Consider the following 25,591-nt stretch of genomic DNA (forward strand, 5'->3'; position numbering starts at 1 on the left):
ACCGACATGAACACTAGAAGCGAGAGCGACCGCCTTCTGGGTGCCGCCGATATCCGACGCATCGCCGACCAAGCGGGCATCCATCCCACCAAGCGTCTGGGCCAGAACTTCGTTATCGATCCAGGCACTGTACGCAGGATCGTCCGCCTGGCAGGGGTGAAACCCGGTCAGTCCGTTCTGGAGGTGGGTCCAGGTCTGGGATCCCTGACCCTGGGGCTGCTGGAGGCGGGCTGCCTGGTGACCGCCGACGAGATCGACTCCGGATTGGCCCAGCGCCTGCCTCAGACCGTAAGCGAGCGCATGCCGGAAGCCCTGGACCGGCTGACCGTGATCAACCGGGATGCCCTGACCCTGACCCCTCAGCTGGCAGGCGACGCGGGCAGAAGCGCCGACCTGACCCTGGTAGCCAACCTGCCCTACAACGTAGCCACTCCCATCATCCTGACCCTCCTGGCCCGGTTCGCCAATCTGAGCCAGTTCCTGGTCATGGTCCAAAAGGAAGTGGCGGACCGCCTGACTGCTGGCCCGGGTTCCAAGGTCTACGGCGCCCCCAGCCTGAAACTGGCCTGGTACGGCCATACCGCCCAAGCGGGAAGGATCGGGCGTCACGTCTTCTGGCCTGCTCCCAATGTCGACTCGGCCCTGGTCTCCTTTGTCCGTGACGAGGAAGGGCACATCGGCGAGGACGAGCGCACGCGGATTCGGGTTTTCGCTCTGATCGACGCCGCCTTCGGCCAGCGCCGCAAGACCCTGCATGCTGCCCTTAAGGGCCTGGTGCCCCCCGAAGCCTTCAAGGCGGCGGGCATCGATCCGAGCCGGCGCGGAGAGACCATGACCATTGCGGAATTCGCCGCCCTGGAGCGGTCCGGCCGCGAGGTGGCCGCGTGAGCCCCGCCGTCGGCAGGGAGGGGATCGCCCTGGACTGCCCGGCAAAGATCAACCTGCTGCTTCGGGTCGGACCCGCCCGGGCGGATTGGGGTGGCCGTCACCGCCTGGACACCATCTACAGTGCCGTAAGCATCCTGGACAGGGTGGAACTGCGCCCAAGAGAGCCTGGCAGCGGCTTCAGGCTGCACATGGAGGGCGAGCATCTGGGCGATCTGGCCGACCATGACGCTGATCCCCATGCAAATCTGGCTGTCAAGGCCCTTCTAGCCATGGCTCAGGCCACCGGACACCAGCCGGATGTGGCCATCCGCATCACTAAGCGGATACCGGTGGGTGCCGGCCTGGCCGGGGGATCCACGGATGCGGCCGGAACCATGCTGGGCCTGAACCGGCTCTGGAAGCTCGGGCTGGGCGCGGCTGATCTGGATGAGATCGCCGCCGGCCTGGGTGCAGACCTGCCCTTCTGCCTGCATGGTGGTCTCAGCCACGGCTCGGGTTTCGGCCAGGTTCTGGAGCCCTTGGATCCGACCAGCGCGGAGGCTCGAAGTTTGCGCAATGCCGGACTGACCGGCCGCCTGCTGATCGGCGCCTATGAAGATCAGCTGAGCACGGCCCAGGTATACAAGGCCTTCGACGCGATCGGCCCCGGCCCCGGCGACCTGAACGACCTGCAAAAAACCGCCTGTGCTCTTCACCCACGCTCGCTCCTGGCTCTGGATCTTGCCCGGCGGGCAGGGGCAGGGCCAGCTTTCGTCTCGGGATCCGGCCCATCGGTGGTGGCTATGGTTCCTCACTTGGACCAAGCGGCTACACTGATAAGACTCTGGCGGGAGCAGAATGCCGTAGACAGAATCATTGAGGCTGACTCGCCAGTCCTGCCCAGGATGGTCCCCCTGCGAGTCACCCATGGACAGTAGAGTAGGCAACATGACGAATCCCGAACCACTCGACGAACGCGAGGCCCGCAGGCAGTTCGTACGACGGCGGCAGAAGATGGTCTTCACTATAGCCGTCAGCGCCCTGGTGGTCATCCTGGTCATCTGTGGTCTGATCATCTTCGGATCCATCGGGCATACCGCCAAACACGCCACCATCGCCAAGCCCAACTATGGGGTCGCTGTGCCCTGTCCGCCCGACAAGTCCAAGCTGGTCAACCACCCCGACATCCGTGTGCGGGTGCTCAACGGAACCAACAAGTCCGGTCTGGCCACTGCTCTGGCGTCGGCCCTGCGCAATCGGGGATTCAACATGCAGGATGTGGCGGACTATCCGGGCAAGACCGAGACAGCGCGCACCCAGATACGCTTTGGCGCCTCGGCCATTGACCGCGGCTACACGGTGGGGTCCCAATTCAACGATGCCGTTCTGGTCATGGACGACCGCAGCGACGATCTGATCGATGTGGTCATCGGGGCAACCTTTACCGATCTGAACGACGAGGACAGCACCTCTGTCGTAGGCCGTAACATCAAAGCCATCAAGGGCTGCCTGGCTGACCCCTCCTCCCTGAAGAACCTGCCCAAGGCTCCCAAGGCCTGACACCGCAGCAATGTTGCCGGCCTGGCATCCCGCCCAGGAGCGCGAACCCGGCTGTTGTAGAACCTTCAACCGGAGGCGTTTGCGCGCATGGTATGGTAATAGGTGTAACACCTTGGGGTCGTGGGTGTTTGGGGACTTGATACAGTTTCTTAGTACAGCTTTTTGCTACAGTTTTGAGTGCGATGTCCGGGGGATGCTGTATCAGGCTCTGCGAAGAAGGGGGTCGACTCATCATGCGTCAGCGTTCGGGCATGGCAGCAGCAGCCCTGGCCTTTCTCCTAGCCCTGTCCTGCACACCCGCTTTGGCCGGGAGCACCGGCAGTCCATCCGAAGCAGCCACGCCCACCACCCTGGACAAACAGCAGGGGGATGATAGCCTGCAGGCCGTATCGCCGTCCTCCTCCCCACCAATGTCTTCCCCACCAACGTCCTCACCCCTGCCAACGTCCTCACCCCTGAGCCACACGACCCCGATGCCTTCCTCACCCACGCTCGACACTGCCGGCGATGCTGATGCCGTCCAGGCCCGGTCCTCCGCAGCCTGGACGGTCAGCTTCGACACGGCAGGCGGCGGCAGCGTTGGCAGGCAGACCATCCCCGACGGGGGCCAGGCCAGTCGGCCCAGCCCCGACCCCGCCAGGGACGGATACCTGTTCGACGGCTGGTTCCAAGGCGACGTTGCCTACGACTTCACCCAGCCCGTCACCGGTAGCATCACCCTCACCGCCCACTGGACCAAGGGAGACGGCCATTGGGCCATCAGCCCCAGCCAAGGGCCCATAGCCGGGGGCGCCAAGGTCACCCTCACCCCGCCCGCGCAACGCGGCATCAGACTCAGCCAGCTCAGCATGGGCGGCCTTCATTCCGCGGCCATCAGCTCGGACGGCAACCTCTACACCTGGGGAGACAATGGCGCTGGCGAGCTGGGCGACGGCACCAACACCAACCGGTCCACACCAGTCCAAGTCAAAAAGCCCAAGGGCACGCCGGAAAAATTCATTTGGAAAGAAGTCAGTATAGGCTGGGACCATTCTGCGGCATTCGGTTCGGACGGCAACCTCTACATCTGGGGCCAAAACGGCCGCGGCCAGCTGGGCGACGGCACCACCACCAAGCGGAACACACCGGCCCCGGTCGACAAGCCCCAAGGCACGCCAGCAGGATTCACCTGGAAACAATTCACCCTAGGCGACTTGAGTACCGCAGCATTCGGTTCGGACGGCAACCTCTACATCTGGGGAAACAACCAGTATGGGCAGCTGGGCAACGGCACCACCACGAACCAGACCAGGCCGATCAAGGTCGACAAGCCCCAAGGCACGCCAGCAGGATTCACCTGGAAACAGGCCAGCCTTAGCTGCAATCATTCCGGAGCTATAGGCTCGGACGGCAACCTCTACACCTGGGGATGGAACTTCAGCGGCCAGCTGGGCGACGGCACCACTACCGACCGGCACACGCCCACCCTGGTCAACAAGCCCCAAGGCGCACCCGCCGGGTTCACCTGGAAACAGGTCAGCATAGGCTGGCAACATTCCGCGGCAATCGGCTCGGACGGCAACCTCTACACCTGGGGGCAGAACTACAGAACCCAGCTGGGCGACGGCACCAACACCGACCGGCACACGCCCACCCTGGTCAACAAGCCCCAAGGCGCACCCGCCGGGTTCACCTGGAAACAGGTCAACCTGGGCGACTGGCATACCGAGGCGTTGGGCTCGGACGGCAACTTCTACATCTGGGGAAGCAACGAAAACGGCCAGCTGGGCGACGGCACCAACACCACCCGGGGCAGGCCAATCCCGGTCAGCAAGCCCCAAGGCGCACCCGCCGGGTTCACCTGGAAATACACGATCCCAGGATGCAACCATACCGCAGCGATCGGCTCGGACGGCAACCTGTACACCTGGGGAGTCAACGGCAACGGCCAGCTGGGCAACGGCACCACCACCAGCTGGAATAGGCCGGGCATGGTCAACTTCCCCGGCGCCGTCACGCCCACCAGCGTCCTGTTCGGCCAGGCCAAGGCCACAGGGATCACGGCCAACCAAGACGGCACCTGGCAGGTATCCACGCCCAAGCATGAGCCGGGGGGCGTGGACGTGACGGTCGGCTGGAGCCGGAACGGGCCGCAGCCGGACGATCACCTGCAATACACGTACATCGCCCCCCAATACCAAGTCGGCTTCAATTCCAAAAACGATTCCTGCCCCGCCCCCACGGGCATGCCCCCCAGCCAGTCCGTCACCCAGGACGGGCAGGCGGAACGCCCCTACCCGGACCCGAGGGCCGAAGGCTGCCTGTTCGACGGCTGGTTCCAAGGCGATGTCGCCTACGACTTCAGCCAGCCAGTCACCCATGACACCACCCTGACCGCCCACTGGACCAGGGAAGACACGCAGCACTGGTCCATCAGCCCGGACCATGGGCCCGAGACCGGCGGCACCGAGGTGACCCTGACTCCGCCCGCACAGCGAGGCATCAGATTCAACCAGATCAGACTGGGCTACAACCATTCCGCAGCCATCGGCTCGGACGGCAACCTCTACACCTGGGGAGGCAACGACGACGGACAGCTGGGCGACGGCACCACCACCAGCCGGAGCAGGCCGGCCCTGGTCGACAAGCCTCAGGGGGCGGCGGACGGGTTCACCTGGAAACAGGTCATCCTTGGCGGCTGGCATTCCGCGGCCATCGGCTCCGACGGCAACCTGTACGCCTGGGGAGACAATGGCAGTGGCCAGCTTGGCAACGGCACCACCACCAACCAGAACAGACCAGTCCTGATAGGCAAGCCCGATGGAGCACCCAAAGGATTCACCTGGAAACAGGTCAGCCTGGGCGGCTTTCATTCCGCGGCCATCGGCTCCGACGGCAACCTCTACACTTGGGGGTACAACGAGTACGGCCAGCTCGGCAACGGCACCACCACCAACCAGAACAGGCCAGTCCTGATAGGCAAGCCCCAAGGCGCACCTGAAGGATTCACCTGGAAACAGGTCAACCTAGGCGGCTGGCATTCCGCGGCCATCGGCTCCGACGGCGGCCTCTACACCTGGGGAGACAACCAGTACGGCGAACTAGGCGACGGCACCACCACCAAGCGGAACATGCCAGTGCAAATCGGCAAGCCCCAAGGAGCGCCAGAAGGATTCACCTGGGCACAAGCCAGCCTAGGCGAACATCATTCCGCGGCCATCGGCTCCGACGGCGGCCTGTACACCTGGGGAAGAAACTCCGAGAGCCAGCTGGGCGACGGCACCACCACCAATCGGCAGACGCCAATTCAGATCGCGAAGCCCAATGGATTCACTTGGGCACAAGCCAGCCTAGGCGACGGGGATTCTGTAGCTTCCGGATCCGATGGGAACCTGTACGCCTGGGGATGGAACATTAGCGGCCAGCTGGGCGACGGCACCACCACCGACCGGCAGACGCCGACCCTGGTCAGCAAGCCCCAGGGGGCGCCCAAGGGATTCGCCTGGAAACAATCCGGCGTGGGATGGTATCATTCCGCAGCCATCGGCTCCGACGGCCAGCTTTACACCTGGGGAAACAACGGCAACGGTCAGCTGGGGCGCGCCCCCTCCAACGCCTGGCCGGCCAGCCGGCCGGGACCGGTCGGCTTCCCCGGAGAGCCGCAGACCACCAGCGTATGCTTCGGCCAGAATCAGGAGCAGGGCACGTGCCTCGCCGCAGGCAAGGACCTCAAGCCCAGCCCCGACGGCACCTGGAAGGTGACCACTCCCCCTTACACGCCGGGGCTGGCGCCCGTGGCCATCGACTGGACCCAGGACGGCAAACAGCAGGAAACTGACAAGGGCAACACCTACCGGTACCTAGCCATCGCCAGCCTGCCCCTGACCGGAGGCGACGGCATGCTCCTTCTGCTCGCCACAGGACTTCTCACTGCAGGAGCCGCCATAGCCGCCAAAAGCCGCCAAAAGCAGGCCCGTACGACAGACAGCATGAATACTTCGCACAAGTAAGCAACAGTCCGGGCCACACAACGATCACAGCCAATACCAGCCTGGCACCTGATGACCCGGCAAGCATCTTCCACATATAATCCGGCGGCAGCCGAACCTGCAGAATACGGACTAGGCCTGGCCCTAGCCCTGGCTCTGCCACCAGTCCCGCAGCTCCTGCTCGGCTGTCTGCTGGTCGACCGGGCCCTGATCCAGGCGGTAGTCCAGCATGTGCTGATAGGCGCGTCCCACCTGCGGTCCCGGCTTGAGGTTCAGAATCTGCATGATCTGTTGTCCATTCAAGTCGGGCCGGATGGCATCCAGATCCTCCTGCCGACGCAGTTGAGCCACCCTGTCCTCCAACTCGTCCATGGCGGAGGAGAAGACCTGAGCCTTGTGCTTGTTTCGAGTGGTCGCATCGGCCCGGGTCAGGCGATTGAGCCGCTCATAAAGCGGACCGGTCTCCCGGGCGTAGCGGCGTACGGCCGCATCGGTCCAGCGCTCGTCCACATAGCCGTGGAAACGCAGGTGCATGGAGATCAGGTCGCAGACGTCGGCGATCAGGTGGTGGTCGAAGTGCAGGGCCTTGAGGCGCTTGCGGGCCAACCGGGCCCCGACCGCGTCGTGATGATGGAAGCTGACCTTGCCACCGGGCTCAAAGCGTCTGGTGGCGGGCTTGCCGATGTCGTGCAGCAGGGCGGCCAGTCGCAGGGTCAGGTCCGGGGCGGGCACAGGTCCGTCAGGTCCGGTCTCCAGGGCGATGGCCCGGTCCACCACCATCAGGGTGTGCTCGAAGACGTCCTTGTGCCGGTGATGCTCGTCGATCTCCAGCTGCAGGGCTGGGACCTCGGGCAGAACGATGTCAGCCAGGCCGGACTGCACCAGAGCCTCGATACCCTGGACGGGGTGGTCGGACAGCATGAGCTTGGTCAGCTCGTCGCGAATCCGCTCGGCCGAGACGATGCTGATTCGATCGGTCATGCGGGTGATGGCCTCGGCCGTCTCCGGTGCGATGGTGAATCCCAGCTGGGCCACGAACCGCACGGCCCGCATCATCCGCAGGGGGTCGTCATCGAAGGACTGACGGGGGTCCACCGGGGTCCGCAGCACCTGCTTGGCCAGGTCGTTGGCCCCCCGGTAGGGATCCACAAAGACCAGGTCGGGCACCCGCAGGGCCATGGCGTTGACGGTGAAGTCGCGCCGCGAAAGGTCGCCCTCAAGGCTGTCCCCATAGTCCACCTCGGGCTTGCGGGAGTCGGGATCGTAGGTGTCTCGCCGGTAGGTGGTCACCTCCACCTTGACCTCGGTGCCGTCAGGACGCCGCCGCAGCGCGCCCAAGGTGCCGAATTTGCGCCCCATGTCCCAGAAGCCTGACCCCCAGTGACGCAGGATGGGCTCGAACTGCTCGGGCCGGGCCGAGGTGCAGAAGTCCAGGTCGTGGGAGGGCCGGTGCAGGAGCAGATCGCGTACAGGACCCCCTACCAACGCCAGTTCAAATCCCTGCTCGGCGAAGAGGCGCCCGAGCTCGATGGCCTCCGGCCAGACTTGGAAATCCACGCTCACCCTTTCCTACGGAGTTGATGCGCCTACTAGCATACCGTTACCCCACCTGCACATTACCTTACGTAAAGTTGGAGTATGATTACGCCCGCGGACATGGCGCGCATGCTTGCACATAGCGCCGACTCTGCGGACACCCATGCCCGCGGACAGCAGGGGCAGGACCACCTTGTGGAAACCGTAAGCGAACGTCTGGATCCGCGGGTCCGCGAGCGCATACAGACCGAGGACGACATACCCACGCCTGCCCTCATGCCCCGGCATAAGCATGCCTCAGGGCCTTCCACCTTTGCCTCCCTGGATGCCCAGGAACTGCCCGTAGTGCGCGAGTATTCAGCGGGTGGACTGATCTTCGACCGACACGACCGGGTGGCCATCATCGCCCGGCACTCCCGCTCGGGCCACCTGGAATGGTGCCTGCCCAAGGGGCATATCGAGAAGGGGGAAACACCCGAGCAGACGGCCGTGCGCGAGGTCCACGAGGAGACGGGGATACTGGGCAGAGTGACCGACTCCATCGCCACCATCGACTACTGGTTCACCGGAACCAACCAACGGGTCCACAAGCTGGTCCACCATTTCGTCCTGCGGATGATCGGCGGATCCCTGAGCGTGGAGGGCGACCCTGATCATGAGGCCGAAGATGCCATCTGGGTGGACTTTTCCGACCTGACCTCGGTGCTCAGTTACCCTAATGAGCGTAAAATAGCCTGGCTCTACGCGAGGAAGTACAAAAAACAGCCATGATCCAGACCCCCCTGCGCCCGAGCGGGCGCACCAGCCAGCGCACCCATGCCTTCAACCGATGGGCCCGGTGGGCTCGAATCCTACCGGCGATCATCCTTCTGCTAGCCCTGGTGATGACTCCCTGGCTGCCAACACCGGCCCTGGCTGCCCCCAATCATCAGAACTCGGCCGAGGTGGCTCTGCGCTGGTCGACGCCTGTGGTAACCGACAAATCCGGTTATGCCCTGCGCGCTACGGTGACCAACACCGCGAACCAGCCCATGGAAAATGCTCATCTGGGCGTGTCCACCAGCGCCCTGTACTCTTTCAGCTCCCGGGCCGACATGCAGGCCTGGTCCGAAGGCCACGCCCGCATCCCCACCCCGGACGTGCTGGGCACTCAGAGCGTACCGACAATCCCGGCCGGGCAGAGCATCGAGGTTTCAGTCAACGTGCCGGCTGATCAAGATGCGATCAGGAAGATGACCAGCTGGGGGCCCAAACCCGTCCGGCTTTCTTTAAGCGACGGCCAGAGTCGGGTCCTGGGTGACGTGTTCACCTTTCTGACCCGGACATGGGATGGCCTGCCCACTGCAGGCACACCCGCCCTGTCGCTGACCATGGTCATGCCGCTGATCTCCTCGGACTGGAATATTGACGACAAGGCCATGACAGCGCTGATGACCCAGCCCGGTGCCGAATCCGAGTCAGGCCCGGGCAAGGATAAAGACCAGAGCGTGACACTGACCCGTCAAGGGAGCCGCCGTCAGGAAGATCAGAGCCAGCTGCTGGCTAAACATGGGTCCCTGCAGGCCTTGGGCGATCCGGTCTACCTGTCAGCCTTCGCCAACCGCCCCAAGATCCAGGGGCTGATTCAGCCAGCCGACTTCGACATCACCGGATACGCCTCCCAGAACCAGGATCGCTATGCCAGGGCCGGAGTCACCCCCGAGTCCTGGAGCGCCCAGACTGCAGCCAAGCTCTATCCTGATGCCGCTTCCGGCACATACGCCTGGCAGGGCAAGCAGGAGTGGACCATGGAATCCATCGCCGCAGCCCGCCGCGCCGGCTACCAGACGGTCATTGCCCCGCAAGGCTTCGAGGTGGGAGCCGGCACCTCCGCCCACACCGGCAAGTACACCATCGACACCCAGGCCGGAAAGGTGACTGTCCTGTCGGCCCAGCGCGAACTCAGCAACCTGGCCAGGGGCAACCCCAGCTCCACCCGAGCCACCGGGGAGCAGACCCAGGCAGGGCAGACGGCGCGCTTCATGGCCCAGAGCGCCTTCTATCAGATGGAACAGCCCTACGCCGAACGCTCCCTCCTGGTCTGCTTCGATGCCGATCAGGACACTCAGCAGGCGGACAGGATCATGACCGAGCTGGAGCACGCTCCCTGGATCCACTTGGAACCCATGGACAATCTGATGCGAGCACCCGACTTCACCGGCGGCTCATCGGGCCTGCTCAAAGCCCTCGAAGCCGATGACGGTCAGGACGGCGCCAAGCACGGCGACAGCTCGACAGCCACCTTGGACTCTCTAATCGCCAGCAGGGTGGACATCGACCGGTTCGCCTCCTCCATTCTGGCCGACAGTCAGCAGGCCTCCCAGCCCACCGCCAGCGCCACGACCGGCAAGACCGACAGCCAGGCCTTGGCCCGACAGGATGCTGACACCACCGCCCGCCAGCCCAAGGATCCGCACCAGTGGCTGAACCGGCTGACCGCCGCCCACGACGATCTAGCCCTGAAGTCCCTGGGCGGAACCGCAAACGCCGCCGGCCTGGCCGATCAGGCAGGTGCCATATCCCACCGGCTCCTGGACGGCATCAGCATCACGCCCAGCGAGTCCCTGAACGTGGTCAGCGAGACGGCTTCCATGCCCGTCACCGTCAGCAACAGCCATCCCTACCCGGTCCACGCCCGTATCAGCGCCCGCACCGATTCCATGGAGATCGTCACCTCGCGCATGGCGGATGTAGTCATTCCCGCCCGCTCCGAGGCCCAGGTGACCTTTAAGGTCAGAGTGGCGACGGCCGGCAGGGCCAACGTGGACATCGGCCTGCTGGACAGCCAGGGCCGTCCCTTCGGTCAGATGCGCCGGGCTCAGATCACCAGCAACCTGCGTTTGAGCGACATGAGCGGCCTGCTCATCATTGTCTTCGCCGTACTGCTTGGGCTCCTGGGGCTCTGGCGGCAGTTCCACCGCACGAAGGACCCGGACGAATGAGCTCCGTAGGGCGCAATTCCGCCATCATGGCCACGGGCACCGCGGCATCCCGGGTGACCGGGCAGATCCGCACCATCCTATTGGCAGCCGCCATCGGCACCACCGGGATCGCAGCTGATGCCTACCAAACCGGCGCCATGATCCCCCAGGTCATGTTCACCCTGATCTCGGGCGGCATCTTCAACGCCGTCCTGGTTCCGCAGATCGTGCGCACCCTCAAAGAGCGGGACGCAGCTGACCGGCTGAACAAGCTGATCACGGTCGCCATGGTCCTTTTGGCCCTGCTGACCCTGCTGCTGATGCTGGGCACCCCGGTGCTGACCACCATCTATCTGAACTCCAAGTGGAACCCCGCGCAGCGCGCCCTGGCCAACTCCTTCACCCTCTGGTGCATGCCCCAGGTCTTCTTCTACGGGCTCTACACGGTCCTGGGTCAGATCCTGGCCGCCAAAGGCCGGTTCACCGCATACGCCTGGAGCTCGGTGGGCGCCAATCTGATCAGCTGCCTGGGCTTCCTGGTCTTCATCTTCCTGTTCGGCAACGCCCGCAGCCAGCCGGTCGGCTTCTGGGACAACGGCAAGGTGGCTCTGACTGCCGGAGCCTGGACCCTGGGGGTGGCCTTCCAGGCGCTGGTCCTCTTCATCCCCCTGATCATGAGCGGCTTCCGCTATCGACCGCGCTGGGGTCTGCGGGGCATCGGCCTGCGATCCATGGGCTCGGTGGCCGCCTGGAGCATGGGTGTGGTGGTCATCGACCAGCTGGCCAACGTGATCAACGCCCGCATCAACAACGGCGCCCCCCTGGAGGGCAACCCCTTGGACATCGCCGGCAACGGTTCCTACCAGAACGCCTACACCCTCTTCATCCTGCCATACTCCCTGGTGGCCGTTTCCGTCAGCACGGCCATCTTCCCCAAGCTGTCCAAGGCGGTTTCGGACGGCCGCATCGGTGATGCCCGCGAGGATCTGAGCCAGGCCCTGCGCAATGTCGGGCTGATGATGTTCTTTTTCACTGCGGTCATGCTGGCCATTCCGGTGCCCATCACCCGTGCCCTGCTGCCCTCCGTGGGCGTCCACGAAGCAGTCCTGATCTCGGGACCCCTGATAGGCCTGTCCCTGGGGCTGGTGCCCATGAGCGCCTTCCTGCTCATTCAGCGCACCTTCTACGCCTTCGAGGACGGACGGCATCCCTTCATCTTCGCGGCCGTTTCCAACACCATCCAGGTGGTGCTGGTCCTGGCATCCATCCGTCTGGCCCCTCCCCGCTATTGGGCGGCCCTGGTGGGACTCAGCCTGTCCCTGAGCAACATCCTCAGCTTCCCCATGTTGGCGGGCATGCTGCGCAGGCCATTCCAGGGTTATTTGGATGGTCGGCGCATTCTCAGCACGTACGCCAAGGCTTTCCTAGCGGCGGGCCTGGCTCTGGCAGCCTCCCTGACGGTCAAGACTCCGCTGACCCGCCTGGTCGGCGCCTGGGTCCAGGACCGGCAGGGCCACATGAGCTGGGTGCAGGCGCTCTGTATCTGCGTGGTCATCACCCTGCTGACAGCGGCCATCTACGCCGTGACCCTGGTTGCGCTGCGCACCGAGGAATTCACCCAGCTCATGGTCGACCTGGCCCGCCGTCTGGGCAGAACGGCCCGGCACCCGGTCCGCAGCCTGGATGCCTTGGAGGGTCGGCCCTCCAGGCTGGCCGACCGCTCGGTCAGGGTGGTGCACTCCTCCTCTCCCGATTCCACCCAGCCTGGCATGGACGCAGCTCTGGAGAACTTCGAAGAGACCCGCGAGCCCGGCACTGATGGAGAATCCGCGACGGCCGGGCCCCCTCCGGCTCCTCCGGCCCCGCAACCCGTTAGGATTGTGCCTAGGAACAGCACGGTCCACCACGGCATCGCCAACCACAGGCGACGCCCCACTTCTGATGAGAGCTCGGCAAGCATGAACGCGCATATCGGAGACACCATCCTCGGCAGATACACCTTGGTCACCCTGCTCCGCCGTGCCAACGGCCTGAGCGTCTGGCGGGCCAAGGACAAGGTTCTGGACAGGGACTGCCAGCTCTTCATCGTCGGCGATTCGACCTGCATGGACCTGATCAACGTCAACGCCTCCGGCCTGGCGCTGAGCAAGGATCGCCGATTCACCCCGGTCTACCAGCTGCACACCCGGGACGGGGTCTCCATGATCGTCACCGCTCCCGATGCCGGCATGTCCCTAAGGGACTATATGCACGGGCCCGCCGGCGAGACGCTGAGCGACCGGGCCATAGGCACCATCATGGGCGAGATCACCGAGGCCATGCGCACCCTGCATGCCGCCGGCATGGTCGACTATGCCGTCTCAACCAGTACCATCAGGCTGGCGCCGGCCTCCATCACCCTGGCAGATGCCCCCATCTCGCCCATGATCGCGCACCCGGCAGTCCCGAACGAGATGGGATTGACGGACGAGGAGCATGCCATACGCGAACTGGCTGGCGTGCTCTATGCCATGCTGACCCGCCGGCCCGACCAAGACGGGCGGCAGCCCAGCCTGCAAGAGCTTCCCAAGCACACGCCCGAGGAGTTCAGGATCATCTGCATGCGCGGACTGGGACTGGCCGATGGCCAGGGAGCCAAGCCAGTGCCTCTGGTCACTCTGGCCGAGCTGTCGGCACTGCTCAGCCCCTGGATCCCTCCCGAGGAACTGACCGACAGCGATCTGATCTGGCCTGAGATGGACGGCCGCGCATCCATCGAGACCGTGGCTCTGAGACCGGTGGATCCCAAGGATGTGCTGCCCCTGCCCGATGGGCTGACCTCCTCAGCCCTGCCTGCCGCACAGACTGTGACCCATCATGAGCCGCACTGGAAGACCAACCAACTGCTCTTCCCCGGCCGGGGCGAAATCGAGATGCTCAATCCCGAAGATACGGACACCGACCTCTTCTCGCTCTTCGACGAACGCCAGCGGCTGCGCTCGCTGAACAGCCGCTCCCGCAGGACCGCAGCCATGGATGTGAGCGCACTCAGGACGACGACTGCCAGGCCCGCTGCCCTACATGACGAGGAGTCCAAGGCAGTGACCGGGCGGATGCCGACCGTGGGCGACGATCAGCATCGGCCGCCTGAGGCCATCAGCGGCAGCGGCGTGACCGCCGACAACCCCGTGGAGCGCGGCTTCTCCCAGTGGGACTTCGACAAGTCCGGCGACGAGACTGGCGAACGTCAGGCCAGGGCGGCATCCAGCCGGGCCGCCTCGCAGACCGACCCACAGAGCAATGGAGACTCACACGCCCGGCGCGAGGATGGGGCCGAAGCACCCGACAGTACCCATGCCCGCGTGGCCAGCGGCTCGACCGACCAGGCATACGAAGAGCGGCAGAATGCCCACTCGAATCAGGATGCCGAGCGAGCGCCCCGATCTCCCAAGAAGCGCGATATTGATGAAGAAGAGCAGCAGACCACGGTCATGGAGCCCCTGCCCCCCAGCTTCACGCCTGAGATTCACTCCATGCCGGTGCCAGTGACTTATTCGGAACTTCCGGACGATAGCCAGGACGAGGATCTGGATGACGAGACAGACATGGCCGACACCCGTCTATTCGGCCGTTTTACGACTCGCTCTGTAGTTATTGCGGTAGCGGCCGCAATCATCGTAGTGGCCTTGGTCTGGGCGGTCTCGACCATCTCCGGCTCCCGGCCCAACGTCGGCAAGGAGGAGGGCGGCTGGCCAGTCATGTCCAACGTCCCCTTCCCCGGTGGGACTGATGGGGACGAGGAGGCGACAACTTCCAGCAATGGCAAGGCCAAGGCTAACGGCAAGGCCAAGGCCGGAGCCGACAAGGTCAGCCATGCCGACAAGGAGGCCAAGAAGGTCCCCGATCCGCCCAAGCCCAAGAACACCACAGCCTATCAGTCGGATCGGCAGCTCTTCCTGAACAAGCCCGCCGGCCTGCAGGGATTCGGATGGTACATGCACCTGACCAAGCCGGAGGAAGTCTCCCGCCTGACCATCGTCATGCCCCAGAGCGGCGGCCATGCTCAGATCTACGCGAACTCCACAGCGGCCCAGCCCAACCAGGGGCAGCCGCTGGCCGACTTCAGCTTCGATCCCTCGGGCACCACCCAGGTCACCCTGCGTGAACCGGTCACGACCCAGGACCTGGTCGTCTGGGTGCCCATGGACGGCATGCCGGGCAACTCCCTACGCTTCACGTCTGTCCAGGCCTTCTAAGCAGGTCCGTCACACGTCCTTGGCGAAAAACTTGGCTGTTCATCCTTACCGCTGCCGTGCTGTTGCCGATCTTCAAAGCAGCTAGGATTGGAAGTTCCTGGAAAATTGGCAGGAATCCCAGGCGGGGTTCCGACCATGGGTGTACCGAAATGGTAATGTGTTGGATTTTTCCTCCAACAAAGCCCTTGCAGGTAATACAGTTTCCTTAGACAACGGCGGCAGGAAGGCGGAAGTCAGTTATGGCGGATGATCCCAATATCGCATCCAAGGTCATCAAGAACGATCCCTGGTACAGCTCCTATGCGGCACGGGCCGAGCAGATGCGCGCCTCCGAAATTCGCGCCCTCTTCGCTGTGGCCAACCGGCCCGAGGTAGTCTCCCTGGCCGGCGGCATGCCCTACCTGGGCCGGATGCCTTTCGATAAGCTGGCCGATCAGCTTGGCGACATGCTGCGGAGCAAGGGCCAGGTGGCCTGGCAGTATGGGTCAGCACAGGGCGATCCCCACCTGCGCGAGGATGTGCTGCCCATTATGGAGCTGGAAGGCATCAAGGATGTCCAACCGGATGACGTGGTTATCGTCAACGGCTCCCAGTCGGGACTGGATCTGATCACCAGAATTATGTGCGACCCCGGCGATGTCGTGCTGGCTGAAGCACCTAATTATGTGGGTGCCCTGGGCGTCTTCCAGTCCTTCCAGGTCGATGTGGTCAACGTGGCCATGGACGGAAACGGACTGATTCCCGAGGCTCTGGAGGAGACCATTCTGGAACAGCGCCGCCAAGGCAAAGCAGTCAAATTCCTCTACACTGTACCCAACTTCCACAATCCTGCCGGCGCCACCATGAGCGTCGAGCGGCGGCCGCGGATCATCGAGATCGCCAGAAAGTACCACGTGCTTATTGTCGAGGACAATCCCTACGGACTGCTGGCCTTCGACGGCCAGACCTATCCGGCCCTGCGCTCCTACGATTCCGAGGGCATTGTCTACCTGAGCAGTTTCTCAAAGATCATCGCCCCGGGCATGCGCGTGGCCTGGATGGTTGCGCCTCCTGGCATCCGACAGAAGCTGGTTCTGGCCAACGAGTCAGCCATTCTCTGCCCCTCCAACATGAGCCAGATGACCATCACCACCTACCTGGACAACTTCGACTGGAAATCGCAGATCAATGATTACCGAGGGATGTACAAGGAACGCTGCGATGCCATGGACGAGGCTTTGAAAAAATATTTGCCCTACTGCTCATGGCTCAAGCCCAAGGGCGGCTTCTACATCTGGCTGAAGATACCCCAGGGGCTCAACGCCAAGGACATGCTGCCCAGAGCGATCACCGCCAAGGTGGCTTACGTGTCAGGCACAGCCTTCTACGATAACGGGGAGGGAGCGGATCACATGCGCCTGTCCTTCTGCTACCCCACCCCCGATCGGATCCGGGAAGGAATACGCAGACTGTCCACAGTCATCGAGAACGAACTCGCCACCGTCCGGCTGTTCGAGCCTGACAGCGGCAAGGAAAGGGGCTGAATCATGGCGCCCAAGCACAGCAAGACACCTCGGCAGCAGACCGGGGGCAAAACCGCGGCGGCCAGCAAGACCAAGGCAACCGCGAGCGCGACGACGACCACGGTCGCAAGCCCGACCAGCACTGCGGCCACCACTTCAGCCACAGCTGCTGGCGAAGTGGCCAAAAAAGCCAGGCGGACCTCACATCGCTCCATCCGTGAGGCTACGCCAGTCACCATGGACGATGTCACCTCCCTGGCCAGCAAGGCCACCAAGCGTGCTGATAAGTCGATCCTGGTGATCTGCGGGGGCCTCAGCCATGAGCGTGATGTCTCCATCAGCTCAGGACATCGGGTCCAGGGATTCCTGGAGGAGGCCGGGTGGACAGTCCACGTCCACGACATGGATGGCTCGCTTCTGCCGTACTTGACCGACGAGTCGACCCGCCCCGATCTGGTCTGGCCTCTGCTGCACGGCGCCAACGGCGAAGACGGCTCCATCCGCGATGTCTTGGAGATGGCGGAACTGCCCTACATCGGATCCCGGGCCAAGGCCTCACGGACCGCTTGGAGCAAGCCCATCGCCAAGAACGTTGTCCGCATGGCCGGATTGCACACTCCGCATTCCGTGACGCTGCCCGAATCCATGTTCCGCGAACTGGGTGTCGAACCCGTTATCGATATGCTTCTCGGCTCGCTAGGACTTCCGCTCTTCATCAAACCCACCATGGGCGGCTCAGCTATGGGCTGCACCATGGTGACTGAACAGAGCCAACTCACTCAGGCGCTGATCAACTGCTTTGCCTATGGTGATGTAGCGCTGATCGAGCAGGCTGTCACGGGCACCGAGGTCTCTGTGTCCATCCTCGAGTTTGACGGACACCCCCTGGTGCTGCCTCCGCTTGAAATCTGGACTCCCTCAGGCACCTACGATTTCGAAGCTCGTTCCACACCCGGCCCGACAGAGTTCTATGTTCCAGCCCGACTGGATGCCAAGACCACGCAGGCTGTCAGCGATGCCGCACTGACTGCTCACCGTGCTCTGGGGCTCCGCGATATTTCACGAACCGATTTCATTGTTGATGCCCAAGGTCAGCCGCAATTCCTGGAGTCCAATGTGGCGCCCGGCATGACGGACACTTCGCTGCTGCCACAGTCAGCGCAGGCCGCTGGTTACAATCTGCCAGAGCTATACACGGCATTGGTTCAATCGGTTTTGAATCAAAAGCGAACCAATTGATATCTTAAAGCCCCTTTGGTCCCGCCTATCGTTCGACTGGCACGAGCAAGGTCCGCCTGGTGCATAGTTTGCAATTCGTGCAATATGCGCCAGGCGGATCTGCAATATACACGGATTGCAATACAGGCCGAGCGGATAGCACCCAGGGCAGGCACCATATTCTCATTAGCATCGTTTTCAGGCCATCGAATGACGGCTGTTCACCATTCACCATTTGTTGTCGGTTATTTCCTTCCTTCTATTTGATGTGCTCGCCTCTCCACATCTGCTGTATTCTCAACTTTTTCTCTACTGTTCAGCCAAGGCCAACATTGCCCGAAAGGCATGTTCAATCAGGTTCCGGCTTTTATGTTGCCGACAAGACTTACTCGCAGAAGCGACGCGGACTAATGAATTGTCGATGCTGCAATAACTGGGTCATCCTCCAAGACTCCACGCTCAGTAAACCGCAGTATTGATACACACCCTTGAATACAAACACAGTCGATATCGAATGTTTCACGTGAAACATTCCGAGGTGATCAACTTACGTCATCAACTCCAGCGAGAGCCTCACGCGATATAGCGGTCTATTACCGACAACGGATTCTCCCGTTAAAAGTGCTGGTCGAATAAAGATATGATCGAGCGAGAATGCAGACAGCCTTCATAGGGTTGCAATCACAACAAGTTTCGCATCATGTTGCTCAAGTTATCTCACCAAGATATCTCATCAAAAACCCACAAGGCGGCATATAGGTGATACTGCTTTTAAAGCATCGAGAATCAGGCCATTTCGACTATGCCATCATGAACTGAGAGCGAAAGCTGTGTTTTCACCTGCGAATTATCATTCGGTTCTAGGCATTGTTATCCCAGTTCATTTGCCCTAGTTTGTTCATCGCCCTCGCTGAGAGCATGATCTTCCTATCAGAATTCATTTATCGAGTCATATTGTGCTGACGCGGTTTGCTCCCCCGTGCCCGCTTCAAGACCTATAGATACAAGCCCATCACTACTCTGCAAATCAGTGGATCAATATATCCAAGTGCATCAATCTGTCCTTGTTCAGGGACTGCATTTCACAAGATCAAACAAACAATCGCAACCGCACCCCACTATGATTGAACAGTCTACAGCCTTGCTCAATATGCCTTACTTATCTCCGCCGCTTTCCTCGCCCTTGTCCGATGCGCGCGAAGGACTTTCACCCGGTTCTTCTTGAGTCGAGGATGTATATCGGTCGGCAGACCTAACCGTCATATCATCATCAGCTCCAAGGCTTTTGTCTGTTACCGGAGAATCTGCGTCCAACTTGTCTTCATTGTCATCAGAGCTTGGAGGATTCCAAAAACGCCAGCTATGCCAGCTGTCATCCTCATCTTTATCATCTGTCTGATGGCTGGGATGCTCCCGCAGTAACCGATCAACTCGGAGCATAAACCAGATCAGCACCAGAATCGTCCCAAGATTGGTTACGATAGCCACTATCACGGTTTTCTCCATGGTTTAAGAATAGCCTGCTCTGTCAGGAACGGACTTACAGTGAGATAAGTAAGGACCCTTTTCGCCCACCGCGTGTGACCCGGTCATCATGCATGGATACAGTAGCGTTATGAAGCAAACTGTTCACGATGCCATTGTCATAGGGTCCGGACCAGCGGGTTACACCGCCGCCATTTATCTTGGCAGAGCCGGTTATGCTCCCCTCGTTATTGCTGGAGCCCTAACGCCCGGCGGTCAGCTTATGAACACGACAGAAGTAGAGAATTTCCCAGGATTTCCAAAAGCTGTACTGGGACCGGATCTGATGGATCAGATGCGCGAGCAGGCCGAACATTTTGGTGCTCAAATCGAATACGATGATGTTGTCTCAGTTGACTTGAGTGGAGACATCAAACGGATCACCACCGATGGCGGTGAAGAATACCAAACTCGAGCAGTCGTTATCACCACTGGTTCGCAATATCGAAAGTTGGAGATTCCCGGAGAGCGCGAATTTTCTGGGCGAGGGGTTTCCTACTGCGCCACATGTGACGGATTCTTCTTCAAGAATAAGCCGATCGTGGTCGTTGGCGGCGGCGACTCTGCCATGAGTGACGCAGACTTTCTGACCCGTTTCGGCTCCTCTGTCACGTTGATTCACCGTCGCCAAGGCTTCCGCGCTTCAAAAATCATGGTGGACCGAGCCAAGGCCAATGACAAGATCAGCTTCCTTCTCGATTCAGTCGTCACGCGGATCAACGGCGATGGTAGCGGCGTAACCTCTTTGGATGTACGCAATACAGCAACAGGTCAGCAGTCCAATATTCCGGCGAATGGAGTTTTTGTTGCCATTGGATTCACCCCTCAGACTGCTTTCTTTAATGGCCAAGTCGACCTGGATCAGGACGGCTATATCCTGGTCAAGGGTGGGTCAACGAAAACCTCCGTACCCGGAGTCTTTGCCGCTGGTGACGTAACCGACAAGATCTATCGTCAGGCCATTTCTGCTGCCGGTATGGGTTGCCGTGCAGCCTTGGATGCTCAAGAGTATCTTACGAGCCTGGATAAGCGATAAGGCCTGATACGCCCTGTAAACAAGAATTCATGTGCCTGGCAGTTTACGATTGCCAGGCACATCGTTTATTGACCATCACAGCCGCCTATTCAGCTGCCTTTAATTGTCCAATGGTCACGACGGAATAGCCCGCTCAATAGGAACATCACTGACCTTACAGCTGCTACTATCGCCCCCACTGAAATAGCTGCTCCCCGCTGAGGAGACATTGCACAACCAGCCCCCCCTCGCCACATCGAAAATTCTAAAGGCCCTGCCAGCTCAGGTATACTATCGCCCTACCAGACAAGAGCGATGCTTGCTCTAGAACCACCTTTAAGCGGTGAAGACTCACCTATCTAGCTGACACACGCATAAGCAACCATTCCAGTATGCCCCACTAGCTGGCTAGTCAACGACTCACCGCACGCCCCCACTATTGGACGCACTCATCCATCTATGACAGCTAAAGAGCTGAGATACCGATCGGATCTGATGTCATGAGCCCGCAACATAATCTGGTTGCTCGGTTAGCAGTCATTCGGAAACCGACAGTCTGGCAGCGTATATATTGCACACAGCTTTTCAGCACCGATATATCTGTGCAGAGAATGGCACATACTAACGGCATTCAACCATCCCGGGTTTAAGACAAATGCAGCGATTGCTCATCAGCTCATACAAAACCAAATTGAGCTATGAAACAATCGCTTGCCTTATCGGCAGGGTTTGGTTGAGCAATCCCTGCGGTCGCAGTTTCAGAATGGGATCAAACCCAGCCTTTGTCGCCTGAATGACTGCTATTACTCGCAGATTGATCCTTTTCCAGGAGTATGGCAACAATGCGATCCATATCTTCAGGCGAAGAAAACACGATTTCTATTTTCCCGTGCTTTTTAGTGCCCTTAATAGCCACCTTTGTATCAAAGCGGCTTTCCAAATCTTGGCGTACAGGACTATCTACCCATGCGTTGACCCTAGGCTTTTTTGCTCTCTTCTTCGTCTGCCCGGTCTGCAATGCTACGAGTTCCTCCGTAGATCTTACCGACAGTCCTTCAGCAATGATTTTGTCTGCCAGAGCCGTCATGGATTTTTCATCTGGCAAAGTAAGTAGGGCACGGGCATGTCCAGCTGACAACACCCCGGAGCTTACTTTTTTCTGCACACTTGGAGGCAACTTCAACAATCGAAGCGTGTTGGTGATCTGAGGCCTGGACTTAGAGATTGACTTAGACAAACCGTCCTGAGTCAAGCCGAACTCATCGATCATTTGCTGATAAGCCGCTGCTTCTTCCAAGGGATTAAGAGCTACTCTATGGAGATTCTCGAGCAATGCATCACGCAACATGGCGTCATCGCTCGTTGTTTTCACAATTGCAGGTATGGTATTTAGGCCAGCCAACCTAGTAGCACGCCACCGACGTTCGCCCATTATGATTTCATAATGGGTTGTTTGCCCCAGATTAGCGCTTCTCTGGTTTAAATGCTGGCCCGATCGCTCTTCACTAGTCTTAGTGTCAAATGCTTCGGATTTACCTCCTGCACTGGCAGCTGAAGTTGTTTTATCCTCAACTGTTCTTGGCCGATCTGCAAAAGTTGATCTTCGCACCACTATGGGCTGCAATACACCGACTTCCTTGATGGAGCGGGACAGCTCCAACAGTTCATCTTCATCGAAAATCTGCCGCGGTTGCTGAGCATTGGGCCTAATGTCGTCCACACGCACTTCAGCCAAATACCCGCCTTGGACAGGCTTCAGCTCCTCTTGGCTATTGCCCTCCGCTTTATTTAGCCCACTATCATTGTCGATAGTAGCTGCTCGGTTAATGCTTTGCCGAGTTTCCTTTGTCCGAAAGTCATCAGCCTCTATCGATCCCGCAATCGGCGATGTTTCACGTGAAACATTTGTCGTCGTAGAACCGAAGAATAGATCGCTCGGATGCTCCAAGCTGCTGATGGATGGGACAGACCTACGCTTGGTAGCCCTCTTCGAGGATGATGTTTCACGTGAAACATCTCCGTCGAGCGACTTGGAAATACTGACTCGCTTTTGTCCTGTGTTGGTATGTTTACGACCGCTTTTAGACAATCTTTCAGAATCCGCGAGTTCTGAGCTAGCAGGATCCGAATGCCTAGTTCTTCTTTCTGGTTTTGCCTCGCCTTTTGCTGTGTCGTCCTTCTCTAGGCGTTTTCGTCCCTTCGACTCCGCACCCAAACCTTGAAAAGCAGGCTGCTTATTGCTTGGATTTGGTACTTTGTTATCTTCTCGCCGACTATTGTCAGCATTGGTTTCATCATCTTCACCTGGCAGGGCAGGGAATAGAGCCCCCAAGCCTTTGCCTAACCGTGAACGGCTTGTCATGTCCTCACTCCCCCTGTCTTCTATTGGCAATATGTTCCAGCACTTGCTCGGATCTCTGCGCGATTTCTAACGCTGCCTCTTCATAAGCGATAGCGCCGGCTCCCTTAGGGTCGTAGGTGACAACGCTTTGCCGAAAGCTGGGAGCTTCAGAGATTTTGACAGAACGCGGAATGGTCGTATTCAGCACTATCTCTGGATAGTGTTCCTTGACTTGATCAAACACTTCTTTGCTGAGCAACGTCCGCCTGTCGTACATCGTCAACAACATGGTGGAGATTACGAGATAAGGATTATAACTTTGCTGAACAAGTCCGATAGTATGCAGTAGTTGTTGCAGTCCTTCAAGAGCATAATACTCAGCTTGCACTGGGATCAATACTTCGTTGACTGAACACATGGCATTCAGAACTAGCAGTCCGAGACTAGGTGGACAATCAACGAGAACATAGTCATAGTGTTGGTGACAGACTTTGAGATAGTCGGCAACTGCTTTTTTCATCAGCTGATTACGGTTGGGCATATCCGCAACTTCCAGCTCAGCACCACTTAGATCAATAGAAGATGGGACCACCTCGAGGTTGGGGAATTCAGGGGAAACCACCTTAACGTCATCGATCCCAAGACGACCCTCGAGCACATCATATGTTGATGGTGTACCAGACTCATGGGCCACACCCAATGCAGTAGAAGCGTTGCCTTGTGGATCCATATCGATGACCAGCACCTGTTCATCGAATTCAGCAAACGCGCATGCCAGATTGACTGTGGTCGTAGTTTTCCCTACCCCGCCTTTTTGATTGGCAACGGCAATGAATCGGGTTTTTGAAGGATGAGGGAATTGGGCCTGACGTAAGGCCTGATAACGTGCAGAAAGATCTGCCATTTCCGCACCGGACACCGAACCTGACCCGTCAGCGAATATTCGATTCAGAATATCCGTTGCCGACTCCATACCTGATGCGTTCGGCGTACTTTGCTCACCGCTATCCGAGGTATTTCTCGTAACGGGTTTCACCATCTTCGATGCGGCCACGAACCTTCCTCCTTTTGATAACAACTCAATTTTCCCGTCCTAGTTGGACATGTCAGAATAACCGCTAGTTACACACAGCCGTTGTTCATAACTGTGGATAAGTGTGGATAGTTACATCAGTGCCTCCACCGCTGACCCTTTCTATAGATTATTAGCTTTGCCTTGTGATTACTGACAATTCTGGCGCTACCCACAAGGCAGCATGGTCTACAAACGATAATGTGGATAATTCATTTCTGAGGTCTAAATTGTGCATAACTTAAAAGTCGGGAATCAGTAAATTCACTACCTCACTTATGCATGCAATACTATTCATGGGACTTGTCAATGAATACATCAACCTGTTGGATAGCGGTTATAACGCTGCTTCAACGCTCCTATTAAACCTCTAGGCGAGGGACCTTGTACAACTGTACTGCAGAGTAGTGTTTCACGTGAAACATCTCTATTGTCTGGGAGGTACTATTATGTTGTTGATTGTTGGCTCACGTAGTTGCGTGCTTTAATCTTGCCTGTTGTATATTCAAAGCCTGCCCTTCTACAAGCAGTCAATATTACGGATTCAATAGACACTTCTCAATTTTTAAATTATAAAAATGTATTTATAATTGTTAAGCGACAGGTCTTACTAACCGATAAGCGTCGTATTCTACCTGGTATAAGTGTGGTTGCATAAAGGACTCTAAGAAAGAGATCACAGACTACCCGTTTCCTAATGAAGATATAGAAGCTAGTGCCGTATTCTTTCACATGTACTCCAATAACCGTGATCTAGATTATTGAATTCCGCGTCGATTGTTTCACGTGAAACATTGCAAACAATCTCCACTAAGAAACCATCCACTAGGATCAGCAACAACTGAATAGGATCATGGCTAAGATGCTGCTGAATACAGCTGTCTCGGATACCTCTCTTGGATACCTCTCTCTTATGTCACATACCCTCAGCGATCAACTGGGTATTAACCTGTGACATCGGTAGGCAACGAAGTAAGGTTTTTCTGTTAAATGTTAAATAAGATGTGTATTTACAATGTTTCACGTGAAACAATCTCTGGTGCACACATCAGGAACTAGTGAATATCTATCTTGTGCTCAGTGCGGCCCTCCACTCTATCTCCAACATCAGAAGAATATTCGGTGTTGGGGAGTGATTCTGGAGTTTCTCCGTGGCTGACCAATCGATTACTCCAGTTATCGCTCATACATGTATAACGATCAATATTGCTCTGTAAGTGTTAATGATTAGACAACGAAGGGCGATGCACAGGTTCAAACACGTTAAATCCCCTGTATGTAATGGGACCTGCAAATGAACACACCATGGCGAGTATAAATAGAATGGTCTACGTAAGAACTGGGTAAAGCAGGTCAATTTATAGATCACCGAGCGCCAAAAGGACAACGTCGCCAGAGACGGTTAATCAAGCGTCAGAAAGTTGGCGGTATATATCAAGTTCGAAGATATATCCCATACAATTAGCCCAACGATGTACGGGAGACAAAACCAGTATCAACTAAGACTCGAAGCGAAGCAACCGGAAGATACAAAGCGTAGTGCTCAATCGCAAAAGAGACAGGCATGATTATTTCAAATATTATAATTATATGTAAACAGCTGCAGCCTTACTCTTTGACACAGGATAGATACTGGAGTGTCAAAGTTCATAAAAGCTCCGGAGTGACAACCATTCTAAGGAAGGCAATACAGGATCACAAGTGTGCTTGCACTCCCCTTAACTGAGCATGGCACCCATCACGATAAGGAGGCAACCACTCATGTTGCTGTCCGGGAAAGGCAGTTTCAATCA

14 protein-coding genes are annotated in these 25,591 nt (G+C 58.9%); 10 read left to right on the forward strand and 4 right to left on the reverse strand.

The window, feature by feature from the left end:
• Nucleotides 1-6: 6 nt before the first annotated feature.
• The 4 genes from rsmA to H3T92_RS04215 all read left to right on the forward strand — a co-directional run bounded on the left by rsmA (nucleotide 7) and on the right by H3T92_RS04215 (nucleotide 6,416).
• Nucleotides 7-888 carry a 16S rRNA (adenine(1518)-N(6)/adenine(1519)-N(6))-dimethyltransferase RsmA gene (gene rsmA, locus H3T92_RS04200; RefSeq protein ID WP_198189400.1) on the forward strand — a complete coding sequence of 294 codons (882 nt, stop codon included), beginning with the start codon at nucleotides 7-9 and terminating at the stop codon, nucleotides 886-888.
• The gene (locus tag H3T92_RS04205; RefSeq protein ID WP_198189401.1) at nucleotides 885-1,805 is read left to right on the forward strand and encodes a 4-(cytidine 5'-diphospho)-2-C-methyl-D-erythritol kinase; all 921 of its coding nucleotides are present in this window, start codon (nucleotides 885-887) and stop codon (nucleotides 1,803-1,805) included. The genes rsmA and H3T92_RS04205 overlap by 4 nt, the downstream gene beginning before the upstream one ends.
• A 10-nt stretch (nucleotides 1,806-1,815) precedes the next feature.
• The gene (locus H3T92_RS04210; protein WP_029676096.1) at nucleotides 1,816-2,427 is read left to right on the forward strand and encodes a LytR C-terminal domain-containing protein; all 612 of its coding nucleotides are present in this window, start codon (nucleotides 1,816-1,818) and stop codon (nucleotides 2,425-2,427) included.
• A 233-nt stretch (nucleotides 2,428-2,660) separates the two neighbouring features.
• Nucleotides 2,661-6,416, forward strand: a complete 3,756-nt coding sequence (locus H3T92_RS04215; RefSeq protein WP_198189402.1) for an RCC1 domain-containing protein — start codon at nucleotides 2,661-2,663, stop codon at nucleotides 6,414-6,416.
• A 123-nt stretch (nucleotides 6,417-6,539) separates the two neighbouring features.
• Here the strand turns inward: H3T92_RS04215 and H3T92_RS04220 are convergent, their stop codons facing one another.
• Nucleotides 6,540-7,952, reverse strand: coding sequence for a CCA tRNA nucleotidyltransferase (locus H3T92_RS04220; RefSeq protein WP_198189403.1), 1,413 nt, complete (start codon nucleotides 7,950-7,952; stop codon nucleotides 6,540-6,542).
• Nucleotides 7,953-8,060: 108 nt separating this feature from the next.
• Here H3T92_RS04220 and H3T92_RS04225 point away from each other — a divergent pair, with 108 nt between their 5' ends.
• The 5 genes from H3T92_RS04225 (at nucleotide 8,061) to H3T92_RS04245 (ending at nucleotide 17,867) form a co-directional block, all read left to right on the forward strand.
• Entirely contained in the window at nucleotides 8,061-8,702 is a 642-nt protein-coding gene (locus H3T92_RS04225) for an NUDIX hydrolase (protein WP_415873691.1), read from the forward strand.
• Nucleotides 8,699-10,912 carry a DUF6049 family protein gene (locus tag H3T92_RS04230; protein WP_144084818.1) on the forward strand — a complete coding sequence of 738 codons (2,214 nt, stop codon included), beginning with the start codon at nucleotides 8,699-8,701 and terminating at the stop codon, nucleotides 10,910-10,912. The genes H3T92_RS04225 and H3T92_RS04230 overlap by 4 nt, the downstream gene beginning before the upstream one ends.
• Nucleotides 10,909-15,126, forward strand: coding sequence for a murein biosynthesis integral membrane protein MurJ (locus H3T92_RS04235; protein WP_144084817.1), 4,218 nt, complete (start codon nucleotides 10,909-10,911; stop codon nucleotides 15,124-15,126). The genes H3T92_RS04230 and H3T92_RS04235 overlap by 4 nt, the downstream gene beginning before the upstream one ends.
• Nucleotides 15,127-15,365: 239 nt before the next feature.
• Nucleotides 15,366-16,649, forward strand: a complete 1,284-nt coding sequence (locus H3T92_RS04240) for an aminotransferase-like domain-containing protein (protein ID WP_144084816.1) — start codon at nucleotides 15,366-15,368, stop codon at nucleotides 16,647-16,649.
• A 3-nt stretch (nucleotides 16,650-16,652) separates the two neighbouring features.
• The gene (locus tag H3T92_RS04245) at nucleotides 16,653-17,867 is read left to right on the forward strand and encodes a D-alanine--D-alanine ligase family protein (RefSeq protein ID WP_144084815.1); all 1,215 of its coding nucleotides are present in this window, start codon (nucleotides 16,653-16,655) and stop codon (nucleotides 17,865-17,867) included.
• A gap of 1,134 nt (nucleotides 17,868-19,001) precedes the next feature.
• On the opposite strand, the gene H3T92_RS04250 is transcribed toward H3T92_RS04245, so the two are convergent.
• The gene (locus tag H3T92_RS04250) at nucleotides 19,002-19,352 is read right to left on the reverse strand and encodes a hypothetical protein (protein WP_198189404.1); all 351 of its coding nucleotides are present in this window, start codon (nucleotides 19,350-19,352) and stop codon (nucleotides 19,002-19,004) included.
• A 109-nt stretch (nucleotides 19,353-19,461) separates the two neighbouring features.
• Here H3T92_RS04250 and trxB point away from each other — a divergent pair, with 109 nt between their 5' ends.
• Nucleotides 19,462-20,406 (forward strand): thioredoxin-disulfide reductase, encoded by a 945-nt coding sequence (trxB, locus tag H3T92_RS04255; RefSeq protein WP_198189405.1) that lies wholly within the window; start codon nucleotides 19,462-19,464, stop codon nucleotides 20,404-20,406.
• A 748-nt stretch (nucleotides 20,407-21,154) separates the two neighbouring features.
• On the opposite strand, the gene H3T92_RS04260 is transcribed toward trxB, so the two are convergent.
• Nucleotides 21,155-22,747 (reverse strand): ParB/RepB/Spo0J family partition protein, encoded by a 1,593-nt coding sequence (locus H3T92_RS04260; RefSeq protein ID WP_198189406.1) that lies wholly within the window; start codon nucleotides 22,745-22,747, stop codon nucleotides 21,155-21,157.
• A gap of 4 nt (nucleotides 22,748-22,751) precedes the next feature.
• Nucleotides 22,752-23,699 (reverse strand): ParA family protein, encoded by a 948-nt coding sequence (locus H3T92_RS04265; RefSeq protein ID WP_045925192.1) that lies wholly within the window; start codon nucleotides 23,697-23,699, stop codon nucleotides 22,752-22,754.
• Nucleotides 23,700-25,591 lie beyond the last annotated feature (1,892 nt).

It is taken from the genome of Bifidobacterium sp. W8112, from assembly GCF_016101425.1.
Classification (GTDB): domain Bacteria; phylum Actinomycetota; class Actinomycetes; order Actinomycetales; family Bifidobacteriaceae; genus Bombiscardovia; species Bombiscardovia apousia.

What these genes read in the sequence shown, in the direction of transcription:
- H3T92_RS04210 (WP_029676096.1), top strand. Translation starts at nt 1,816, where the DNA reads ATGACGAATCCCGAACCACTCGACGAACGCGAGGCCCGCAGGCAGTTC.
- H3T92_RS04225 (WP_415873691.1), top strand. Translation starts at nt 8,061, where the DNA reads ATGCTTGCACATAGCGCCGACTCTGCGGACACCCATGCCCGCGGACAG.
- H3T92_RS04250 (WP_198189404.1), bottom strand. Translation starts at nt 19,352, where the DNA reads ATGGAGAAAACCGTGATAGTGGCTATCGTAACCAATCTTGGGACGATT.
- H3T92_RS04215 (WP_198189402.1), top strand. Translation starts at nt 2,661, where the DNA reads ATGCGTCAGCGTTCGGGCATGGCAGCAGCAGCCCTGGCCTTTCTCCTA.
- trxB (WP_198189405.1), top strand. Translation starts at nt 19,462, where the DNA reads ATGAAGCAAACTGTTCACGATGCCATTGTCATAGGGTCCGGACCAGCG.
- H3T92_RS04235 (WP_144084817.1), top strand. Translation starts at nt 10,909, where the DNA reads ATGAGCTCCGTAGGGCGCAATTCCGCCATCATGGCCACGGGCACCGCG.
- H3T92_RS04240 (WP_144084816.1), top strand. Translation starts at nt 15,366, where the DNA reads ATGGCGGATGATCCCAATATCGCATCCAAGGTCATCAAGAACGATCCC.
- H3T92_RS04265 (WP_045925192.1), bottom strand. Translation starts at nt 23,699, where the DNA reads ATGGAGTCGGCAACGGATATTCTGAATCGAATATTCGCTGACGGGTCA.
- H3T92_RS04245 (WP_144084815.1), top strand. Translation starts at nt 16,653, where the DNA reads ATGGCGCCCAAGCACAGCAAGACACCTCGGCAGCAGACCGGGGGCAAA.
- H3T92_RS04260 (WP_198189406.1), bottom strand. Translation starts at nt 22,747, where the DNA reads ATGACAAGCCGTTCACGGTTAGGCAAAGGCTTGGGGGCTCTATTCCCT.
- H3T92_RS04230 (WP_144084818.1), top strand. Translation starts at nt 8,699, where the DNA reads ATGATCCAGACCCCCCTGCGCCCGAGCGGGCGCACCAGCCAGCGCACC.
- rsmA (WP_198189400.1), top strand. Translation starts at nt 7, where the DNA reads ATGAACACTAGAAGCGAGAGCGACCGCCTTCTGGGTGCCGCCGATATC.